16 protein-coding genes and 2 pseudogenes are annotated in these 21,318 nt (G+C 36.5%); 7 read left to right on the top strand and 11 right to left on the bottom strand.

The annotated features are described in order from the left end of the window. Positions 1–151 precede the first annotated feature (151 nt). Positions 152–1,519: a Na+/H+ antiporter NhaA gene (gene nhaA, locus V3565_RS01810; RefSeq protein WP_455478627.1), complete on the top strand. Its 1,368-nt coding sequence runs from the start codon at positions 152–154 to the stop codon at positions 1,517–1,519. A 789-nt stretch (positions 1,520–2,308) separates the two neighbouring features. Here the strand turns inward: nhaA and V3565_RS01815 are convergent. Beyond that, a complete protein-coding gene (locus tag V3565_RS01815; protein ID WP_455478628.1) occupies positions 2,309–3,565 on the bottom strand; it encodes an aspartate kinase in 1,257 nt (418 codons plus the stop codon). 195 nt (positions 3,566–3,760) lie between these two features. Here V3565_RS01815 and ubiG point away from each other — a divergent pair, with 195 nt between their 5' ends. Then, on the top strand, positions 3,761–4,504 hold the full coding sequence (gene ubiG / locus V3565_RS01820; RefSeq protein ID WP_455478629.1) for a bifunctional 2-polyprenyl-6-hydroxyphenol methylase/3-demethylubiquinol 3-O-methyltransferase UbiG: 744 nt from the start codon (positions 3,761–3,763) through the stop codon (positions 4,502–4,504). Between the two features lie 23 nt (positions 4,505–4,527). Here ubiG and grxC read toward each other — a convergent pair whose 3' ends face one another. Both grxC and V3565_RS01830 read right to left on the bottom strand, forming a co-directional pair. After that, entirely contained in the window at positions 4,528–4,785 is a 258-nt protein-coding gene (gene grxC / locus V3565_RS01825) for a glutaredoxin 3 (protein ID WP_455478630.1), read from the bottom strand. A gap of 64 nt (positions 4,786–4,849) precedes the next feature. Next, positions 4,850–5,634: pseudogene (locus V3565_RS01830) on the bottom strand (ComF family protein). Positions 5,635–5,830: 196 nt separating this feature from the next. Here V3565_RS01830 and V3565_RS01835 point away from each other — a divergent pair. Continuing rightward, complete coding sequence (locus V3565_RS01835) at positions 5,831–6,634, top strand: methyltransferase domain-containing protein (RefSeq protein ID WP_455478631.1); 804 nt, start codon at positions 5,831–5,833, stop codon at positions 6,632–6,634. 40 nt (positions 6,635–6,674) lie between these two features. On the opposite strand, the gene V3565_RS01840 is transcribed toward V3565_RS01835, so the two are convergent. The 4 genes from V3565_RS01840 to V3565_RS01855 form a co-directional block, all read right to left on the bottom strand. After that, positions 6,675–8,030, bottom strand: coding sequence for a cation:dicarboxylate symporter family transporter (locus tag V3565_RS01840; protein WP_455478632.1), 1,356 nt, complete (start codon positions 8,028–8,030; stop codon positions 6,675–6,677). Positions 8,031–8,471: 441 nt separating this feature from the next. Beyond that, positions 8,472–8,885 (bottom strand): 8-oxo-dGTP diphosphatase MutT, encoded by a 414-nt coding sequence (gene mutT, locus V3565_RS01845; RefSeq protein WP_455478633.1) that lies wholly within the window; start codon positions 8,883–8,885, stop codon positions 8,472–8,474. Between the two features lie 89 nt (positions 8,886–8,974). Continuing rightward, positions 8,975–10,213, bottom strand: coding sequence for a bifunctional glutamate N-acetyltransferase/amino-acid acetyltransferase ArgJ (argJ, locus tag V3565_RS01850; protein ID WP_455478634.1), 1,239 nt, complete (start codon positions 10,211–10,213; stop codon positions 8,975–8,977). Positions 10,214–10,330: 117 nt separating this feature from the next. Next, positions 10,331–11,293, bottom strand: coding sequence for a peptidylprolyl isomerase (locus V3565_RS01855; protein ID WP_455478635.1), 963 nt, complete (start codon positions 11,291–11,293; stop codon positions 10,331–10,333). 433 nt (positions 11,294–11,726) lie between these two features. Between V3565_RS01855 and secA the strand changes: the two genes are divergently transcribed. The 4 genes and pseudogenes from secA to prmC all read left to right on the top strand — a co-directional run bounded on the left by secA (position 11,727) and on the right by prmC (position 17,004). Continuing rightward, a complete protein-coding gene (gene secA, locus V3565_RS01860) occupies positions 11,727–14,444 on the top strand; it encodes a preprotein translocase subunit SecA (RefSeq protein ID WP_455478636.1) in 2,718 nt (905 codons plus the stop codon). Then, positions 14,383–14,878 (top strand): annotated as a pseudogene (locus V3565_RS01865) (Fur family transcriptional regulator). The gene secA and the pseudogene V3565_RS01865 overlap by 62 nt, the downstream one beginning before the upstream one ends. 183 nt (positions 14,879–15,061) lie before the next feature. After that, positions 15,062–16,141: a peptide chain release factor 1 gene (gene prfA / locus V3565_RS01870; RefSeq protein WP_455478637.1), complete on the top strand. Its 1,080-nt coding sequence runs from the start codon at positions 15,062–15,064 to the stop codon at positions 16,139–16,141. Then, a complete protein-coding gene (prmC, locus tag V3565_RS01875; RefSeq protein WP_455478638.1) occupies positions 16,138–17,004 on the top strand; it encodes a peptide chain release factor N(5)-glutamine methyltransferase in 867 nt (288 codons plus the stop codon). The genes prfA and prmC overlap by 4 nt, the downstream gene beginning before the upstream one ends. Here the strand turns inward: prmC and nrdF are convergent. Genes nrdF through nrdH form a run of 4 tightly spaced genes read right to left on the bottom strand, consistent with a single transcriptional unit; the run spans position 17,001 to position 20,744 of the window. Further along, a complete protein-coding gene (gene nrdF / locus V3565_RS01880) occupies positions 17,001–17,975 on the bottom strand; it encodes a class 1b ribonucleoside-diphosphate reductase subunit beta (RefSeq protein WP_455478639.1) in 975 nt (324 codons plus the stop codon). The genes prmC and nrdF overlap by 4 nt on opposite strands. An 11-nt stretch (positions 17,976–17,986) precedes the next feature. Further along, positions 17,987–20,137: a class 1b ribonucleoside-diphosphate reductase subunit alpha gene (gene nrdE / locus V3565_RS01885; RefSeq protein WP_455478640.1), complete on the bottom strand. Its 2,151-nt coding sequence runs from the start codon at positions 20,135–20,137 to the stop codon at positions 17,987–17,989. Further along, complete coding sequence (nrdI, locus tag V3565_RS01890; RefSeq protein ID WP_455478641.1) at positions 20,119–20,520, bottom strand: class Ib ribonucleoside-diphosphate reductase assembly flavoprotein NrdI; 402 nt, start codon at positions 20,518–20,520, stop codon at positions 20,119–20,121. The genes nrdE and nrdI overlap by 19 nt, the downstream gene beginning before the upstream one ends. Beyond that, positions 20,520–20,744, bottom strand: a complete 225-nt coding sequence (gene nrdH / locus V3565_RS01895) for a glutaredoxin-like protein NrdH (protein WP_455478642.1) — start codon at positions 20,742–20,744, stop codon at positions 20,520–20,522. Before nrdH ends, nrdI begins: the two co-directional genes overlap by 1 nt. Positions 20,745–21,318: the final 574 nt, after the last annotated feature.

Consider the following 21,318-nt stretch of genomic DNA (forward strand, 5'->3'; position numbering starts at 1 on the left):
TACCTCACACTTTTTACAAAGTGATGATCCTGTCCAATAATCATAATCTTTATTCCTATTTTTTCTTTTATATACGATGTAATAAAGTATCATACGTAGAGGTTTACGTAAAAAATATTATTAGAAAAATTGTCGATACTTGGAGTTGTTTATGTCTAATTCATCCTCAAATCGCGTACCTAATCGAGCTTCTCGTGCTACCAATAAAGCACTTTCTGCTATTGAGCGGTTTCTCCATATCGAAGCTCTCAGCGGTATTATCCTTTTACTAGCAGCAGCTTCTGCACTTACTTTTGCTAATTCTCCATACTCTTCTCTTTATGAAAATTTTTGGCATACACCCCTCGGTTTCAATTTTGGTCAATTTACCCTCTCATGGGACTTACACTTCTGGGTAAATGATGCTCTCATGACCGTTTTTTTCCTTGTAGCAGGAATGGAAATTAGGAGAGAAATTCACGAAGGCGCTCTTGCCAACTTTAAACAAGCAATTTTACCAATTGTAGCCGCAATAGGTGGAGTGTGTCTTCCTGCAATTATTTATCTTAGCTTTAACTTAAATGGTGAACACGCGTATGGTTGGGCAGTACCAACGGCTACAGATATTGCATTTGCTCTAGGTATTCTTGCTCTTCTTGGAAAAAAAATTCCTTCTAACCTCCATATTATTCTCTTATCTCTAGCAATTATCGATGATATCATTGCTGTTCTAATTATTGCGTTCTTCTATTCAACAAACTTTGATCATAACGGTTTAGCTATTGCAGCATCAGGTATTGTATTAGTGTTATTCTTTCAGTGGATTGGACTGGCATCAGCGTGGCTTTACATTTTACCTGGAGCAATCATTTGGTGGGGATTAATGGTAACAGGTGCTCACCCATCACTTGCTGGTGTAATTTTGGGTATGATGACTCCAGTTTTTCCTACCCGTACTCTTGTAGCTCCACTAACAGTACTCAGTAATGCAATGCAAATTCTTCAAGAGAAGAATCCTAAAACGGATATGCATCATATCTCGACAGCATTAAAGAAAATGCGTAGAGGACAACGCGATATAATAGCACCAGTAATACGCATTCAAAAAGCATTGCACCCATGGGTTGCATATATTGTGATGCCAATTTTTGCCTTTGCAAATGCGGGAGTTAGTTTTGCAAACTTTGATCTTTCCTCTGATAAGTCATTCTGGATTGTTCTTGGTATTATTATTGGTCTATTTGTTGGTAAACCTTTAGGTATTATTACAGCTAGCTATCTAGCAGTAAAATCAGGACTATGTCGCTTACCTCCTAATACGACATGGGCAGGTGTATTGCTTATTGGACTTTTAGCGGGAATTGGCTTTACAATGTCCATTTTCGTTTCAATGCTTGCTTTTAAAGACATTATTTTACTTGACTCAGCAAAAATTGGTGTACTTGGTGGATCTGGTTTATCTGCTCTTATAGGCCTTGGATATGGGATCATATATATAAGATGCAGCAAAAGAATACATAAAAATTCCAGCCAGACCTAAAAATAAATTACTTTGACTGTGTTATTTTAACCTTTTAAGGATGATTTAATTTGTTTTATTGTCTATGGCTATTTCATAATTATAGAAATAAATATAAAAGATATTCATACATCTTCATTATTTCATTGATAGACAAATAGAAGAACCTAGCACCTTTAAAAATTTACTAAATTCTCTCTATGGATAAAGATGAACTAGAGTGCTGTATGATTCACATAAAATTCTATTGACCATTATATGCTTACATCATCCATATTTTAATTTGCTAATATAAATGGATGGTGTACATTAAAGTGATCAACAAACAAAAAATACATAGCGAGTTGTCCATAGATAATCAGTTCATCACGATTGTAAGGATGTGACTTAAGGAACCTTAATCTTATCGTGATTCAACCATGCAAATTACCGTTTTCATAACAAAAATATCCAAAATTTGGTGCATTCCCCTTAATTGAGCATATTTTCTTTACTTATAAAAGCCATATACACTCATTAAAAGTACGAAACTAAGCTATGGAACCAAAAAATTCTAAACAATCATTACACGCAAAACACCAATAGAAGACACTTCGATAAATGATACGATGCAGAATTACGCAAATAATTCAATGAAATTAAATATGTGAGACTTTAAAGCTTAGATTCTGCATTCGTAAAACTATCCCTGCGTAACAAGCAAATCTGGATCGACGTAATCAATTTTTATCTTCCCAATAAACACTTATTATGTAAAATTCTTTATTCTCTTTTATCTACTGTATCCCATATCACTTAGAGTAAAAATGCTTACCCCTTATCAAGTCCATAAACAGCGTGTAACGTTCTTACCGCAAGTTCAGTGTAAGCACTATCAATCAAAACAGAAATCTTAATCTCTGAAGTCGTTATTGCCTGAATATTAATACCCTTTTCAGCCAAAGCCTTAAATGCTGTAGCTGCAACGCCTGCGTGGCTGCGCATCCCAATACCAATAACAGAAATCTTTGCAAGACCATTTTCAAATTGAATAACATCAAAACCAATTTCTTTATGATTTTTTTTAAGAAGTGCAACAGCTTTGTCTACATCAATTGATGGTACAGTAAAAGTCATATCAGTTGTTGAACCATCTTCAGATATGTTCTGTACAATCATATCAACATTAATACGCTCTTCAGACAAAGGACCAAAAATCGCTGCTGAAATACCCGGACGATCTGAAAGTCTCCGTAACGAAATCTGCGCTTCATCTTTGGCAAAAGCAATACCAGTAACAGTCTGTTGTTCCACGATTTCATCCTCATTGCAAATAAGTGTTCCAGAAGAATTAATTTGATCATCCATACCTAAAGCATTGGGATCTTCAAAACTTGAGCGTACGAAAGTACGTACTTTATGAACCATAGCTAATTCGACAGAACGAACTTGTAAAACTTTAGCCCCAAGAGAAGCCATTTCAAGCATTTCTTCAAAAGCCACTTTTGGTAAACGGCGTGCCTTAGGTTCTATACGTGGATCAGTTGTATAAACACCATCAACATCTGTATAAATCACGCAGTAATCGGCCTGTATAGCTGCAGCTATTGCAACAGCACTTGTATCAGATCCACCTCGTCCCAAAGTAGAAATCCGATTATCTGGAGATAAACCTTGAAAACCAGCAATAACTGCTACCTGACCTTCTTGAAAACTCCGTATTAAAAAAGATCCATCAATATCTGTAATTCGCGCACCACCATGTGCATTATCAGTATAAATAGGAATTTGCCAACCAAGCCATGAACGAGCATTTACTCCTATTGATTGGAGTGTAAGTGCCAATAAGCCTGATGTAACCTGCTCACCAGAAGAAACAATCACATCATATTCGTAAGCATCCTCATGCATTGATGCAGTATCACGTGTCCACTGAATAAGCTCATTGGTTTTACCAGCCATTGCTGATACGACAACTGCAACCTCATTGCCTGCATCTACTTCCCGCTTGACATGCCGCGCAACATTATGAATACGTTCAATATTTGCCACAGATGTCCCACCAAATTTCATGACAATACGTGCCATCAAAATACTCTTACCTTTATGTTTCTTATCTCAAATGACAATGAAAATAGAACTTTGCTATCATATCAATTAGCTATCTTACCGACATACTCAATATCTATCATTTACGCAAGTCCATCATATTTATCTTAATTTATCCTTGACTTTAGAAAAAATTCGTCTGACTTGATTATTAAAAAATAAAAGGAGAGCGACATGGTAAATGAAATGGATACCACCATTGATCAAAGCGAAATTGATCGTTTTTCACGTATTGCTGCTGAATGGTGGAATCCACAAGGAAAATTTCGGACACTTCATAAATTCAATCCAACACGCATTGCCTACATTAAAGAAAAAATCTGCTTAGTATTTGGTCGCAACCCTGTATTACCCATACCTTTTGAAGGCTTAAGGATCCTAGATATCGGCTGTGGAGGTGGCTTATTATGTGAACCAATGGCGCGTCTTGGTGCTATAGTCGTAGGAGCTGATGCCGCACAAACTAACATTGAAGTTGCAAAAATTCATGCAGCCAAAAGCGGACTTTCAATTGACTACCGTACAACTACGGCAGAAATATTAGCTGACGAAGGAGAACAATTTGATGTAATTCTTAACATGGAAGTTATTGAACATGTTGCCGACGTTAACTTGTTTATATCAGCCACAGCAAAAATGCTCAAACCACAAGGAATCATGTTCGTTGCAACACTTAACCGCACGTGGAAAGCATGGGCATTAGCTATCATAGGTGCTGAGTACATCCTACATTGGCTTCCTAAAGGAACTCACAACTACAAAAAGTTTATAAAACCTCAAGAACTCAAAAACTTCCTATCAAAAAACGCTCTAACTGTCATTGATGAGACTGGTATTACCTACAGCCCATTATATGACAGCTGGAATCGTTCAAAAGACATGGATGTCAACTATCTCATTCTGGCACAACGAACTTGAATGGAATACACGATACCGCGTAACTACTGCATACCTTGTAACAAGGCATTAAGTTTACCCTCAGCATCTAAAGCGTATAGGTCATCACAACCTCCAACATGATAATCACCTATAAAAATTTGTGGAAATGTATTACGCCCATTTGCCTTCTGTACCATTTCTTGACGAAGAGAAGTTGATGCATCAATATCCGTATATTTTACGCCCTTTCTATCAAGTAAATCACGCGCTTTCGTGCAATAAGGACAATCAGGACGTGTATAAAGTGTTATTTCTTTCATAATATTACCCTCCAGTGTTTTTTAAATACAGCAAATCTTCGCATAGCAAACTTTTAATGACTTTTCAAGAATCAGAGGAAATAGGAACTTCTCCTAAAGCCCGTGAAAATGTTAACACATCAACCTGCCGCGCACCTGCATGTTTTAATGTTGCAGCCGCCGCTGTAGCTGTCGCACCTGTTGTGAAAACGTCATCAATTAATAAAATAGAACATCCCTTTAGATATTTTTTAATCTTACAAGGTACCTCAAAAGCATTCAATACATTAATTTTTCGTGCCTTAGCAGATAAACTAGCCTGTGGACATGTATGTCGACAACGTACAAGCCAGCCAGGCTTGAATTTCTTTTTCTGTGTTGCCGCAATATAACGAGAAAGTTCAGCAGATTGGTTATAACGCCGATCCAAAAAACGACGAAAATGCAAAGGAACAGGAATAATCACATCACAATCATAAATAATCTCGCGCCCAGCAAATGCCATCCAATTAGCCATAAAAGATGCACATTCTACATGATCACCATATTTCAATCGTGCTACCAAAGCTTGCGCTACCCCTTTATGAACAACAGCCGAACGAACCCGTGAAAAAGGGAGAGAAGTTTGAATAGCTTCACCACTAAGAAAACCATCTCCCATATCGCAAGCAAAAGGAATCCCCATCACAGGGCAATAAGGTTTTGTGATAAATTGAAGGCTTTTCCAACACTCAGAACACACCGTGCCATAGGCAGAAACCATTTGCTTACATCCAGGACAAACCGATGGATACAGAGCTGCTATCAAGTACTCAATAAACCTACGTAATACATTTCGCCATTTAAAGTCACATATTGAAAACATAACATAATCAATTTAAGTTTTTACAACTTTCCTTTGTAAAAAAATTCCCTTCACATTTTTAAATTTATAAAGTCTAATTCCTTTAAAAGATCTTACCTTTTATAAATCTATTTTTCTCGTCCATCATAAACTTGATATCGCTCACGCAAAAATGAACCTTTTTAAAACATACTACATCATAGATCGAAAGTATTCAACAACATGTCGTATCCTTTAATTTTTGATCATAACCGTATTGAACAATTCCGCAAACGTGCTTTCCAAAAAGCAAGAAAAGGACACGACTTTTTACTGTTCCATACGGCCGAAGATCTTTATAAACGTCTAAGTACTGTTAATCGCCTATTTACCTTAGGCTTAGATTTACACAGTCATACGGAACTTGCTACACAGGCTTTGATGAAATCTGGTAAAGTCAGTTCCATAGAACGCGTTGAAACAGATATACTTTATCAGAGTTGTGAAAAAAAATTTCATTTGCGTCATAGAGAATTTCTTGATTTTCCTCAACACTATTGTGATCTCGTTGTCTCGCTTCTTTCATTACAGCTAACAAATGATACTCCTGGTGTTCTCAGTCAAATAAAAAATATCCTACAACCAGACGGTTTATTCCTTGCAGTTATGGCCGGAGCCGGCACATTGAGAGAATTACGCGAAAGTTTAATACAAGCTGAAAGCGAAATTTATGGTGGAGTTAGTCCAAGGATTTATCCCTTTGCTGATATTCGTGATGTCGGAGCTCTTTTACAGCGCGTTGGCTTTGCTTTACCTGTCGCCGACGTCGAAGAAATCACTGTACGCTACAATACAATGTTTGACCTCATACATGACATTAGAGCTATGGGTATGCAAAACGCACTTATTAATCGTTCACGACGACCTGTATCCAAGCGCTTTTTTCTCCGTGCAGCTGAAATCTACGCAAAACGATTTAGCGACTTTGACGGACGCATTCGCGCACATTTTTCGTTTATATGGCTATCTGGGTGGGCTCCTGACTAAAATCAATAAAAATAAAGGAACTATAGTCTAAACATATAAATCATTTCTTTAAAATATTTTGATCTGTTGTACGCAACATCTGACTCGTCATAGTTCCAGCCAACATGGAATCACTTACGTTCAGAGCTGTGCGTCCCATATCAATTACAGGATCGATAGAAATGAGTACAGCAACCAAAGAAACAGGGAGCCCCATAAGTGGTAATACAAGCAATGCTGCGAAAATAGCACCACCACCAACACCAGCAACACCAATAGAACTCAATGTTACGACACCAACAAGAGTAGCAATCCAAGTAAAATCAAAAGTATTGATACCCAAAGAGGGTGCTATCATAGCAGCAAGCATCGCTGGATAAAGACCTGCACAACCATTCTGCCCAATCGTTGCCCCAAAAGAAGCTGCAAAACTTGCAATTGATTGTGGAACACCAATCCACTGCGTTTGTGCCTCAATATTCAAAGGGATACTCGCAGCACTTGAACGACTACTAAAAGCAAATGTCAGAACAGGTAAAACTTTTTTGAAAAAGCGAAATGGATTAATTCCTGATATGCTTAGTAATATGCCATGAACACAAAATATAAGAATAATACCAACATAAGAAGCAACAATAAAAATAAATAATTTAAAAATATCTTCAACTTTTGAGGTAGCTCCTACCTTCGTCATGAGCGCAAAAATGCCATAAGGTGTCAAAGCAATCACAAGACGTACTAACCGCATAATCCAAGCTTGTATAACCTGAATAAATGACAGAGCTTGATCTCCTTTATCTGGATCATCTTTCTTTAAAAGAGTAACCGCAGCCCCTAAAAATGCCGCAAAAATAACAACGCCAATAACTGATGTAGGCTTAGTCATACTTAACTCAGCAAACGGATTTTGGGGAATGAATGATAAAATTATCTTTGGAACACTCATACTCTCAAGCTGAGAAAAATGAGTTCCAAGAATAGCGGATACATCTTCTCCCTCATGCACCAAACCATTCGCTGTTAATCCAAACAAGTTAACTACTAAAACACCAATCAATGCTGAAAGAGCAGTTGTAAAGAGCAATATTGAAATTGTTATAATACTAATTTTGCCAACAGCATAAACAGAATGCAAATGAGCTACTGCTGAAACGATAGAGATAAACACCAATGGTATAACAACCATTTGCAATAAAAGTATATAGCCATCTCCAACAATGTTAAACCATTCAATGGATTTTAAAATAATGAGTTGATCCTCAGCATAAACAACCTGCAAAACGCTTCCAAAAATAAAGCCAAGAGTAAGACCCAATATAATACGCAGTGAGAGACTCAATTTCATTCTCTCACTTCGAGCAAGCCACAACAAAAAAATAACAAATAAAAATAAATTGATAAAAAAATTAAATGTCATTGTTTATACCTGTTATCGTTATGTGTGATATTTTAAAATAATGTATCATTCAAACTTGATACATAATAGCTGAAAACAAAATATGAAGTTTGCTATACTTTTTTAAAAAATCATTATTTTCTTAAATTATAGGTTAAAATAAAATTTTTTATATATTAAAAAATGTTTTTAAAACATAAACAATGAAATGAAATAATTTTTTTAACAGGAAATAAAATACAAATAACTCTTATTAAATTCAATGCAAAGTGATACAATACAAATGTATTGCAATGATGATTAAGTAGTTAGCTGTGCAGAAATAGGAAAATCTTCAACGATAATTATAATATTTGAAGATTCTGTTTCGAAAAAAATTGCCTAGAACCCTTCTTATCATGAGTATCTAATGAAACACAACTTCTCATCATTTATGAGCAGTATTTCCTTTTTATCGAAAAATTAAAGAAGAAGACTTTTTAATGCCTGAACCAACGGCTTATCAGCACCAAGCATAGGATATTTATCAAGATCACCAATAAAAACCCACTGTAATTTTTGCCCTTCTCGTCCTTGCACAATACCTTCATAATGGTAACAAAGATATAATGGCATTAAAAGATGGAATGTTTCATAAACATGACTCGCGAATGTCAAGGGTTGTAAATTACTCGGTTGCACATGAATGCCAAGTTCTTCCTCTAATTCACGAATCAATGATTCTTCCGGGGTTTCACCTTGCTCAATTTTGCCACCAGGAAATTCCCAAAAACCAGCCAATGATTTTCCTTGCGGCCGTTCAGTAAGCAAAACACTATTATCTTCATTTAACAGTGCACATGCAACGACAAGAAGAAGTGAATTTTTTGTACGCATGCTAACCTCCGAAAGGAATAAAAATCAAACGACTTACCACCACAAAAAAGGACATACAGGTGCTACAGATCAAACCTATAGTATATTGATTAACTTCTGTAATCGCCATTGATAGCAACGTACTCCTTCGTCAAATCACAAGACCAAACTGTTGCCTTACCACTTCCTAAACCGATATCAACACGAATTGTAATATGTTTACCTCGCATATAGGCGCTAATTTCTTCTTCACTATACTTGGGATCACGTTCACCATTTATGGCCAAACAATGTTCACCAAACCAAATCGTTAACAGATCACGATCAACTTCAACACCTGCTTTACCAACTGCCATAACTACCCTTCCCCAATTGGCATCTTCACCAGCAATTGCTGTTTTTACAAGCGGTGAATTCGCAATTGATAGAGCGATAGTCTTAGCATCACTGTCTGTTATAGCACCAATAACGCTAACCTCAATTAAATGACGAGCACCTTCACCATCACAAACGACCTGCAATGCAAGATCATGTAAAAGCCCATTCAATTGCTTTAAAAATACCTCATAACGTAAATCATCTTTATTCGTGAGGTATGGAAGACTACCTTTTGCTTTTCCTGTCGCAAACATCATAAGTGTATCTGATGTTGAAGTATCGCTATCCACAGTAATCGAATTGAAAGACCCCTGAACTGCTTCTGATAACATAGACTGAAGTATGTCTGAAGAAATTGCTGCATCGCTCACCACAAAAGACAGCATTGTTGCCATATCTGGTGCAATCATACCAGCACCTTTCGCAATACCGTTAATGGTAACAGTTACCCCCCCACAATCAAATTTTCGCGTAGCAAGTTTTGGAAATGTATCAGTCGTCATAATGGCCTTTGCAGCCTCCAACCAATTACCTTCTTCTGCTGTCTTCACCATATTTGGTAAAAGATTCACAATACAGGTTGCGTCCATTTGTTCACCAATAACACCTGTAGAAGCTATAAAAATCTCATTTTTTTTAGCATTTAAAATATCCGCTGCAGCGTGTACTATCGTATCTGTTGTTTGCTTTCCTTTTCGTCCTGTAAAAGCATTTGCATTCCCAGAATTAACAACAATACCTCTAGCAGACCCATGAGAAAGCGATATGCGACAATGATCCACAGGAGCAGATGGGCACTTTGAGCGTGTAAAAACACCTGCTACACTTACTAACTCATCAAATACAATTAAAAGAAGATCCGTACGATCTTTATATTTAATCCCAGCTTCAGCAGTAGCCAACCGCACACCAGATAATGGTGGAAGTTCTTGTATTGTTGATGGAAACAAAGGAAATATTTTTAAGTTCACGGTATTTTTTCTATAAAAATGAATAAAATTTATTCCAATTATAAATTACTTTTAACAGGTAATTTCTGGGCTTTTTGAATAAAACTAACATATCAAATAGCCCAGTTTCGAAAGATACTACTCTGTTTCTTCCTCATTGGATGTATCACTTGGAAGCGGCATCTCATTTTTACTCAGAGACTGCATAAGTTTTTCAACGCTAGAATCTGGATATTTTACATCTATATTGCCGCGCAAACCAACAATAAGTGTTTGGTAGCGCTCTTTTATCAGCTGTGTACGCAATATCTCTTTAATATCATCAAAGACAGGAGGTTGTTTCAAACGACGATCTTCAACCTTAATAACATGCCAACCAAAAGGACTTTCCACAGGCTTTTTAGTGTATTCTCCGACTTTCAAACCAAACGCGGCATCTTCAAATGGTTTAACCATTTGACCATGGCTAAAATAACCAAGATCACCTCCAACAGTAGCAGATCCATCTGTTGAACTCTTTTTTGCAACCTCTTCAAATTTATCGCCCTTATTTAGACGTTTAATGATATCCTCCGCCTCTTTTTTGGTTTTGACCAAAATATGACGTGCTTTAATCTCATCCTCTTTTGGTAAGGAAGACACTTCTTTATCATAAAGGGCCACCAAATCAGCATCGATAATTTTATCAACAATCATCTGCTTAAAATAAAGTTGTTGCAGAACATTATCACGCATAACTGCCATACGTTTATCATAAGCTTCTGTTTTATCTATTCCTTTACTAATTGCTGCTTTAGCAAGTACTTGCATATCCAAATAGGCTTTTAAAACCATTATACGACGTTGTTCATCAGAAAGGCGCGCCAAATTAGGATTTATTTCGATCGCTAACTCATCTAATTGCCCTGCTGTTATATCTTTCCCATCAACAATTGCCATAACATGAGAGGGCGAAATTACTTTTTCAGAATTTTTTTCTTCAGTCTTTAAATTATTCGATTCAGGCAACACAGACTTCACACTTTCTTGGCATACAGCCTCCAAACTCGTGCTCACCAATAAAGTTGATGCTAAAAACAGCGTGATAAAGTTGAATTTCATAAATACACTCCTTACAATAAATACATGTACAAGTTTAAAATAAATATATGTTCAAAATTCCAATTTTGTTTACCATAACACTTTAATCTCTAAACATAAGATAAATAATTTGGTAATTTTATTAAAAAACACAAACTTTTCCTGTAATTTTTTATCTATCTTATTTCATGATTCTAAAAAATACGGTAATAATGTTATGGTTATACCCGAGCACTCCATAATATATCAGCTAAACAGCATTACTTAAGTTGACACGACGCACTTAACTCCTTATTTTTACTTTAAAATCGAAATGAAGAATTATGCGCCAACAGGTGTAGTGGCGTCATGTGCATCTCGTTGATTATATAAAACACTCTTGGGAATGCGAAGCATAGGGATAATATATGAAGCATCCAAATGTAGTGATAGCAAATAAAAGAAAGGGCCAGGAATGGTCAATTTAGGTGTCTTTGCACGTAAATTTTTTGGTTCAGCGCATGAGCGATGCCTCAAAGCTCTTTACCGGAAAGTTGTACAAGTTAATGCTTTAGAAGAACAATTTCAAAAGTTCAGTGATGCGCAACTGCATCAAAAAACCGACGAATTTCGTAAACGAATAGCCAAAGGTGAAACGGTCGACTCTCTGCTACCAGAGGCTTTTGCAACTGTCCGTGAAGCAGCAAAGCGTGTTTATGATATGCGTCCTTTTGATGTACAGCTCATTGGTGGAATGGTGCTTCATAATCGAGGTATTGCAGAAATGCGTACCGGAGAAGGTAAAACATTAATGGCCACGCTTCCAGTTTACCTCAACGCATTGGAAGGAAAAGGCGTTCATGTTGTTACAGTAAACGACTATCTTGCTAGCCGTGATGCTGAAACGATGGGAAAAATTTATAATTTTCTAGGATTAACAACCGGTGTGATTCTACATGAGCTCGATAATGATGCTAGACGAGCAGCTTATGCATGTGACATAACTTACGCTACAAATAATGAATTGGGTTTTGATTATTTACGTGACAATATGGCTTTCGATCATAACCAAATGGTTCAGCGTGGGCATCATTACGCGATTGTTGACGAAGTTGATTCCATCCTTATCGATGAAGCGCGTACCCCCCTTATTATTTCTGGTCCGTTAGAAGATCGCACAGACTTTTATAATCTCATTGATACATTTATTCCTTCCTTAACTCCAGAAGATTATGAAATCGACGAAAAACAAAAGACAACCACCTTTACTGAAATTGGCACTGAAAAAATTGAAAAAATGCTTGAACAGGCCGAATATCTAAAAGGTGAAAGTCTTTACGACATAGAAAATGTTGCTATCGTCCATCATGTCAATAATGCACTGAAAGCTCATAAACTATTCGCTCGAGACAAAGATTACATTGTACGAAATGGTGAAATTGTTATTATTGATGAATTTACAGGTCGTATGATGCCAGGAAGACGTTATTCCGAAGGACTTCATCAAGCACTAGAAGCCAAAGAGCATGTTGCTATTCAACCAGAAAGTCAAACATTATCTTCAATCACGTTCCAAAATTATTTTCGTATGTACAACAAATTATCAGGTATGACTGGTACAGCAACAACAGAAGCTGAAGAATTTGGTAATATCTATGGTCTTGATGTTATTGAAATACCAACAAATTTACCAATACAGCGTCGTGATGAAGATGATGAAATCTATCGAACAGCAGAAGAGAAATATCGTGCCATTGTGCGTGATATTCGTCAGGCACACGAAAAAGGACAACCCATTCTTGTTGGAACAACTTCTATTGAAAAATCAGAACAATTAGCAGAACGCTTACGAAAAGAAGGTATCACTGATTTTAGAGTTCTAAATGCACGCTATCATGAACAAGAAGCGTACATTATTGCGCAAGCTGGTGTTCCTGGGTCTTTAACAATTGCAACCAACATGGCTGGTCGCGGTACAGATATACAGCTTGGCGGCAATGTCGAAATGCGTATTAGACAGGAATTACAAGATATTCCTGAAGGAGAAATACGATCTGCAAAAATTGAAGAAATTAAAAAAGATGTTAAACATCTTAAAGAAAAAGCATTAGCTGCTGGTGGTCTTTACGTTATTGCTACTGAACGCCATGAGAGTCGTCGTATTGATAACCAACTCCGTGGACGTTCTGGCCGCCAAGGCGATCCTGGTCGCTCAAAGTTCTTTCTCTCTCTTCAAGATGATCTCATGCGTATTTTTGGCTCCAATCGTATGGATGGCATACTGCAAAAGTTGGGATTGAAAGAAGATGAAGCCATCATCCATCCATGGATCAATAAAGCTATCGAAAAAGCTCAGAAAAAAGTTGAGGCACGAAATTTTGAAATTCGTAAAAATTTATTAAAATACGATGATGTGATGAATGATCAAAGAAAAGTTATTTTTGAACAGCGCATGGAAATCATGAACGCAGACGATTTAACTGAAATGATCTTTGAGATGCGTAATGAGGTAATTGAAAATCTGGTAGAAGCTTATATTCCATCTGGAACATATTCTGAAAAATGGGACGTAAAAACTCTAAAAGAAGAAATTTTCTACCTTTTTAATCTTGATCTTCCAGTAGAAGAATGGGCAAAAGAGGATGGAATTGCTGAAGAACAGATTTTGGAACGTATATCAGATGCTGTTACTGAGCTTGAAAAGGAACGAACTGAGCGTTATTCTCCAGAGATTATGGCTTACTTCCATAAAGCTGTATTACTTGAAACTATTGATGCTTTATGGCGTGAACATTTAGTAAATTTGGACCATTTACGTTCAGTTGTTGGTTTTCGTGGTTATGCACAACGGGATCCTCTTAATGAATATAAGACAGAGTCTTTTGAACTTTTTCAAGCTATGCTCAGAAATCTACGCAGAAATGTTACTTCTAAACTTATGCGTTTCGAAATCATTCAGCAACCGGCAGAGCCATTAATACCAAATCAAACTAGCATTGATCATTCTACCTTTGATGATCAAAATAGAAAAAATAAATCAACTTTGTGGATACAATCACAAGAGAATAATGTCGTGAATCATGAAAATCGTAATCCAAACGATATAAATACATGGGGAAAAGTTGGACGCAATGAACGGTGTCCTTGCGGTTCAGATAAAAAGTATAAACACTGTCATGGAGCCTTCATCTAAAAAGCAAATTAATTAAGATGAATAAAAAACAAAATTATGAGAAAGAATTGCGTATTGCAGGTTTAAGAATAACACGTCAAAGACGTGTTATTCTTGATATTTTGGCTACAACAAATGATCATCCAAACGCATTTGAGATTTTTCAGCGTGCCAACAAAGTAGATTCTAGTATTTCATTATCAACTGTTTATCGAACAATGAAGATATTAGAAGGAAATGGAGCAATTTATCGTCATACCTTTAGCGGCGGCCCATCTCGATTCGAGCAAGCATATGGACAACACCATGACCATCTCATCGACGTGGATACAGGACAAGTTATAGAATTTCAATCTGATGTCATCGAAACCCTACAAGAAGAAATTGCTGAATCTCTTGGCTATGAAATCATTCACCATCGTCTTGAAATTTATGGAAAAAAACGAAATTCTTAAAATGATATCCTTATACATGTAACGAAGAAATCGTTTACAAAAATTAAACCTTGTACAGATTTACCTCAAAATTTTATAGTTTTCATTGGCAAGAGTGCTTTTCTGCTTTATCACCTCTCTTATCACACGATGGTGTAATACCACCAATTACTAATATTATAACAAAATTAGGCCGATATAGTCATGATTTCTTTGCCACAAGATCGTATGAAAAAGCTCGAAAAGCGCTTCAAAATAATTGAAAATCAAATGGCTGGAAGCCCTAATGCTGAAACTTATGTAAAATTAGCTTCTGAATATGCAGAATTAGAAACTATCGTTACACCGATAAAAACATTAAATTCTCTATATAAAGAGAAAGAAGACCTTAAAGCCATCATTCATGATACGCAAACAGATACGGAAATGCGTCATTTTGCCCAAGAAGAATTGCTACTATTATGTCAAAAAGTTGAAAAACTTGAGCAAGAACTTCAAATTCTTCTTTTACCAAAAGATGTGGCTGATGAAAAAAGCGCTATTGTTGAAATTCGAGCGGGAACAGGTGGATCAGAAGCAGCACTTTTTGCTGGAGATCTTTTCCGCATGTACGAACGTTATGCTAATACTCGTAAATGGAAAGTTGAAATTATTTCCATCAGTGATGGTGAAGTTGGCGGATATAAAGAAATTATTGCTACAATTTCAGGAAAAGGTGTATTTTCTAAGCTGAAATTTGAATCAGGCGTTCATCGCGTACAGCGCATCCCTGAAACAGAAACAAATGGACGTATTCATACATCAGCCGCTACAGTTGCAGTTCTTCCAGAAGCAGAAGAAATTGATATTGAAATTCGTCCCGAAGATATCCGTATCGATACAATGCGTGCGTCAGGCGCAGGTGGGCAGCATGTAAATACAACGGATTCAGCTGTACGTATCACCCATATTCCAACGGGAATTATGGTCGTACAAGCAGAAAAGTCACAGCACCAAAATCGAGCACGAGCACTTCAAATTTTGCGAGCACGTTTATTCGATATAGAGCGGCAAAAAGCAGAACGCGAACGCTCAGAATCTCGAAAAACTCAAGTTGGCTCCGGTGATCGATCAGAGCGTATTCGAACTTATAACTTCCCACAAGGACGCGTCACTGACCATCGTATTAACCTTACCTTATACAAACTTGATCGTATCATGGAAGGAGATCTTGATGAACTTATCAATGCACTTGTATCTGATCACCAAACCGCGCTCCTCACTGAAATGGACAGTAATGAATGAATGATTATTCTCTCAACAATATTATTCGAAAAACGCAAGAAAAATTGTACACTCATGGAATCCTTGAAGCCAATGCCAATGCAAAAATACTTGTTGAGTGGATAACAGGTACCAATGCGTCTGACAGACTTCTACGCCCAGATATACGCTTATCTTCTGAGCAAATTGTGCAATTAAAAGAAGCTATTAAAAGGCGCATTTCCGGTGAACCCGTGTACAGAATAATAGGAAAACGGGACTTTTATGGCATATCCTTTGAGTTATCTCAAGATACCTTAGAACCGCGTCCTGATACAGAAACCCTCATAGATCTTGTTTTGCCATTTTTTATCAAACATGTAGAAAAATCTCAAAAAACAACACTGCTTGATATGGGAACAGGAAGCGGTGCAATTGCAATTACAATTTTAAAAAAAATTCCTCAATCCTATGCAGTAGCAGTTGATATTTCTGAAGATGCTCTAAAAACAGCCACAAAAAATGCGAACAATGCGAAAGTCATACATCGCTTTACACCTCTTCTCAGTAATTGGTTTGATTCTGTCACAGATAGGTTTGATTTTATTATTTCAAATCCACCCTATATTCCAGAAGAAGATATTAAATATCTTGCAAAGGAAGTACGTCTATATGATCCATTACGTGCCCTGATCGGTGGAAAAGATGGTCTTGATTTTTATAGAAAGCTTGCTAATGAAGCAGCAAATCACTTAAAAGAAGAAGGATATGTTGCTGTTGAAATAGGCCACTCTCAAGAAAAAGAAGTCCGCAAGCTGTTTGAAAAAAATCACTTTCAGTGTTTAGAAGTTCGTAAAGACCTAAGTGGTATACCTCGTGCCCTTCTTTTTACATACAATCTTTAAAATTCCCAATCATCATCTGTGGTAGCGACTGCCTTGCCAATGACATAAGAAGAACCAGCGCCCGAAAAGAAGTCATGATTCTCATCAGAATTTGGTGACAAAGCTGCTAAGATAGCTGGATTGACCCGACAAACCTCGGGCGGAAAGAGAGATTCAAAACCAAGATTCATCAAAGCCTTATTAGCATTGTAATGAAGAAAGATCTTCACATCTTCTGTCACACCAATAGCATCATAAAGATCTTCAGTATATTTGCACTCGATATTGTAAAGATCAAAGAGCAAATTGAAAGCAAAATCTTTAATTTCTTGCTTTTTTGCTTTATCAAGCTTTGAAAACCCTAATTGAAATTTATAGCCTATATAATAACCATGCACAGCTTCATCACGAATAATAAGTCGAATTAAATCAGCTGTATTGCTTAACTTAGCACGACTCGCCCAATACATGGGTAGATAAAAACCTGAATAAAATAAAAAACTTTCAAGTAAAGTAGAAGCAATTTTTTTCTTTAATGGATCATTTGCTTCATAGCGCTCGAGTATTAGTTTAGCCTTTTTTTGCAAATGAATATTTTCTTCTGACCACCTAAAAGCATCATCAACCTCTACCGTTGAACACAAAGTTGAAAAAATAGAAGAATAAGAACGTGCATGTACTGCTTCCATAAACGCAATATTGGTCAACACCGCTTCTTCATGCTCTGTTATTGCATCAGCCATAAGAGAAATCGCTCCTACAGTATTCTGAATTGTATCCAGAAGAGTTAATCCTGTAAAAACACGAATCGTTAGCTTGCGCTCTTCTTCCGTTAAACTTTCCCATGAAGGGATATCATTGGAAAGTGGAACCTTTTCCGGCAGCCAAAAATTTCCAGTTAAACGATTCCAAACTTCAAGATCTTTTTCATCATGCAATCTATTCCAATTGACAGCACAAACAACAGGATTTTTGGTCGTAATCTTTGTCATACTGGGATCTCCTATAGACTGCACGAAACACAGCCATCCACCTCTGTTCCACTCAACGCCATTTGCCGCAATCGTATATAGTAAATACTCTTTATACCCTTTTTCCAAGCATAAATTTGAGCACGATTAATATCGCGTGTAGTAGCTGTATCAGAAAAAAACAATGTTAATGAAAGACCTTGGTCAACATGTTGTGTAGCTGCGGCATAAGTGTCAATAATTTTTTCAGGACCAATCTCATAAGCATCCTGATAAAAATTTAAATTTGTGTTATTCATGTAGGGAGCGGGATAATAAACACGCCCAATTTTTCCTTCTTTACGAATCTCAATCTTTGAAACAATTGGATGAATAGACGATGTTGCGTGATTAATATAAGAGATAGACCCTGTAGGTGGCACTGCCTGAAGATTACGATTATAAAGCCCGTATTTAACAACCAATTCTTTAAGTTCTTGCCAATCCTTTTGATCAGGTATAATAATATTATTACGTGCAAAAAGCTCTTGCACAATTGAAAATTGTGGTTTCCATTCTTTTTCAATATATTTTGAAAAAAAACTGCCATCCGCGTATGTTGATTTTTCAAATCCTGCAAACATTTCTTGACGTTCGCGTGCAATCAAATTAGAGGCACGTATTGCATGATACGTTACAGTATAAAAATAAATATTTGTGAAATCAATCGCTTCTGGAGACCCATAATAGATCTGTTCGCGCGCCAAAAAGCCATGCAAATTCATTTGTCCTAAACCAATAGCATGACTTTCAGCATTGCCTTTTGCAATAGAAGGAACACAAGCAATATCGCTCATGTCGGAAACAGCAGTAAGAGCACGTACTGCAACTTCCACTGTTCGCCCAAAATTGCTATTTTCCATTGCTTTTGCAATATTCATTGAACCAAGATTACAAGATATATCACTCCCAACAGTACGATAAGTTAAATCCGTTTCTAATTCGCTTGCTTCACTAACTTGCAAAATTTCTGAACATAAATTGCTCATACTAATACGACCAGCTATTGGATTATTTCTGTTAGCGGTATCTTCAAATAAAATATATGGATAACCTGATTCAAATTGAATTTCTGCTAATGTCTGAAAAAAGACACGTGCATTTATTTTCTTTTTACGAATCTTCGCATTATCAACAAAAGATCGATAATGTTCTGTTAAAGAAATATCACTAAAAGGCTTTCCCATGACACGCTCAATATCATAAGGAGAAAACAGATACATATCCTCATTATTGCGTGCAAGCTCGAAGGTAATATCAGGAACGATCACACCAAGAGAAAGAGTTTTAATCCTAACTTTTTCATCAGCATTCTCGCGCTTTGTATCTAAAAACTTCATAATATCCAAATGATGCGCATGCAAATAAACAGCACCTGCACCTTGCCGCGCCCCAAGTTGATTTGCATAAGAAAAAGAATCTTCCAATAGCTTCATTACAGGTAAAACACCTGAGGACTGATTCTCTATTTGCTTTATCGGTGCCCCTGATTCTCGCAAATTAGTTAAACAAAGTGCAACACCTCCACCGCGTTTTGAAAGCTGTAAAGCTGAATTGATAGAACGACCTATTGACTCCATGCTATCTTCAACCCGCAATAAAAAACATGATACCAATTCACCGCGTTGCTTTTTTCCTGCATTCAAAAATGTTGGCGTTGCAGGTTGAAAACGACCTGTAATAATTTCATCTACAATGCTCTCAGCAAAATCCTCATTCCCTCGTGCTAGATACAAAGCCACAAGACAAACACGATCTTCATAACGCTCAAGGTAGCGCTTTCCATCAAAAGTTTTCAGGGTATAACTAGTATAATACTTAAATGCACCTAAAAAAGTAGGAAAGCGAAACTTAAATGCATAAGCACGTTTAAAAAGCTTTTTGATAAAAGAAAAATCATAAAGCTCAAATAAAGCTTTTTCATAATAACCCTCCTCTATCAAGTAATCTATTTTCTCCTTGAGATCATGAAAAAAAACTGTATTTTGATTAACATGCTGGAGAAAATACTGCCGTGCTGCAAGTCGATCCATATCAAACTGAATACAACCATCCTCATCATAAAGATTAAGCATTGCATTCAGCGCATGATAATCTGTAATTTGATCTGGCTTCTTCAACTGTTCTATACTGATTGCTTCCAAAATCTTTCCAATCCATTTTTGACACAGGTAACATCTTCATTGGTTCCGCGTAATTCAAAACGATAAAGGCAAGGAACTAAACATTTTTCAGCAACAATTTTACTAGCTAAATTATAATTGCGACCAAAATTACGATTGCCACCACCGATGACACCACGAATTAATTTTCGATTCTCGACTTCATTAAGAAAATGAATAACTGCTTTTGGTACAGCCATCCTACCTTCACCATCTGCATACGTGGGAATGACCAACACATAAGGCTCATTAACTAGCACAGATGGTTTTCTCTTATCAATCTTGAAAAGTTGTTGACCAAAAAGCCGAGAAACGAAATGTTCAGTATTACCCGTAACACTAGAATAATAAACAATGAGCCCCATTAACCACAAAGACCATTAATTATATCTGGCCTAAAACCAGACCAATGATTTTCACCATAAACAACTACAGGAACTTGACGATATCCAAGAGATTGAACAAAATTATACGCTTGTTCATCACGAGAAATATCAACAACATGATAATCAATACCTCTAACATCAAAGGCACGGCGAGTCGCATCGCATTGGACACAAGATGGCTTGCTATAAATAGTGATAAGCATTCTCTTCAACCTCTAGTTCAAATAACGTATAACTTCCTGAACATAATCCAAATTTTCATGTTCTCAGTTAAATCATCAAAAATCATTACGAAAATAAACAATTATCCTACAATTCATAATGGTAAATTTCCCTCATTATAAAAAATTGCCTACTCGTATTGCACCGCTTTTGCCTTTCATAAAAAAAACTAAAGACCCAAAATAACGACCCAAACAGCCGCTTTCCAATATTTCAATTTTCCGTTTTTTTTGACGAAAGAGCCACCCTCACTCATCTAAAAGAACATCCTTAGTGAGAAGGCCACTTTGCTCTGTATTCAATACAATTATTTTTTCTACTTACATAATGAAAAAAATCTAAACATCAAGCGAAACACACTGTACCCTAAACCTGTGCTTAATCTAGAATCACCAATAACCTCCCCTGATACCGTTCCAACATCTGCCAACTGCTATAGTACTACATGTAGTACTATAGCAGTTGGCAGATGTTGGATTATAGTATATACACACACTATCTCGTCAAGAAAAATTCAATTACTATTTTGAATTTTCCACGGTCTTCTTATTAAGT

It is taken from the genome of Bartonella sp. B10 (assembly GCF_053794435.1).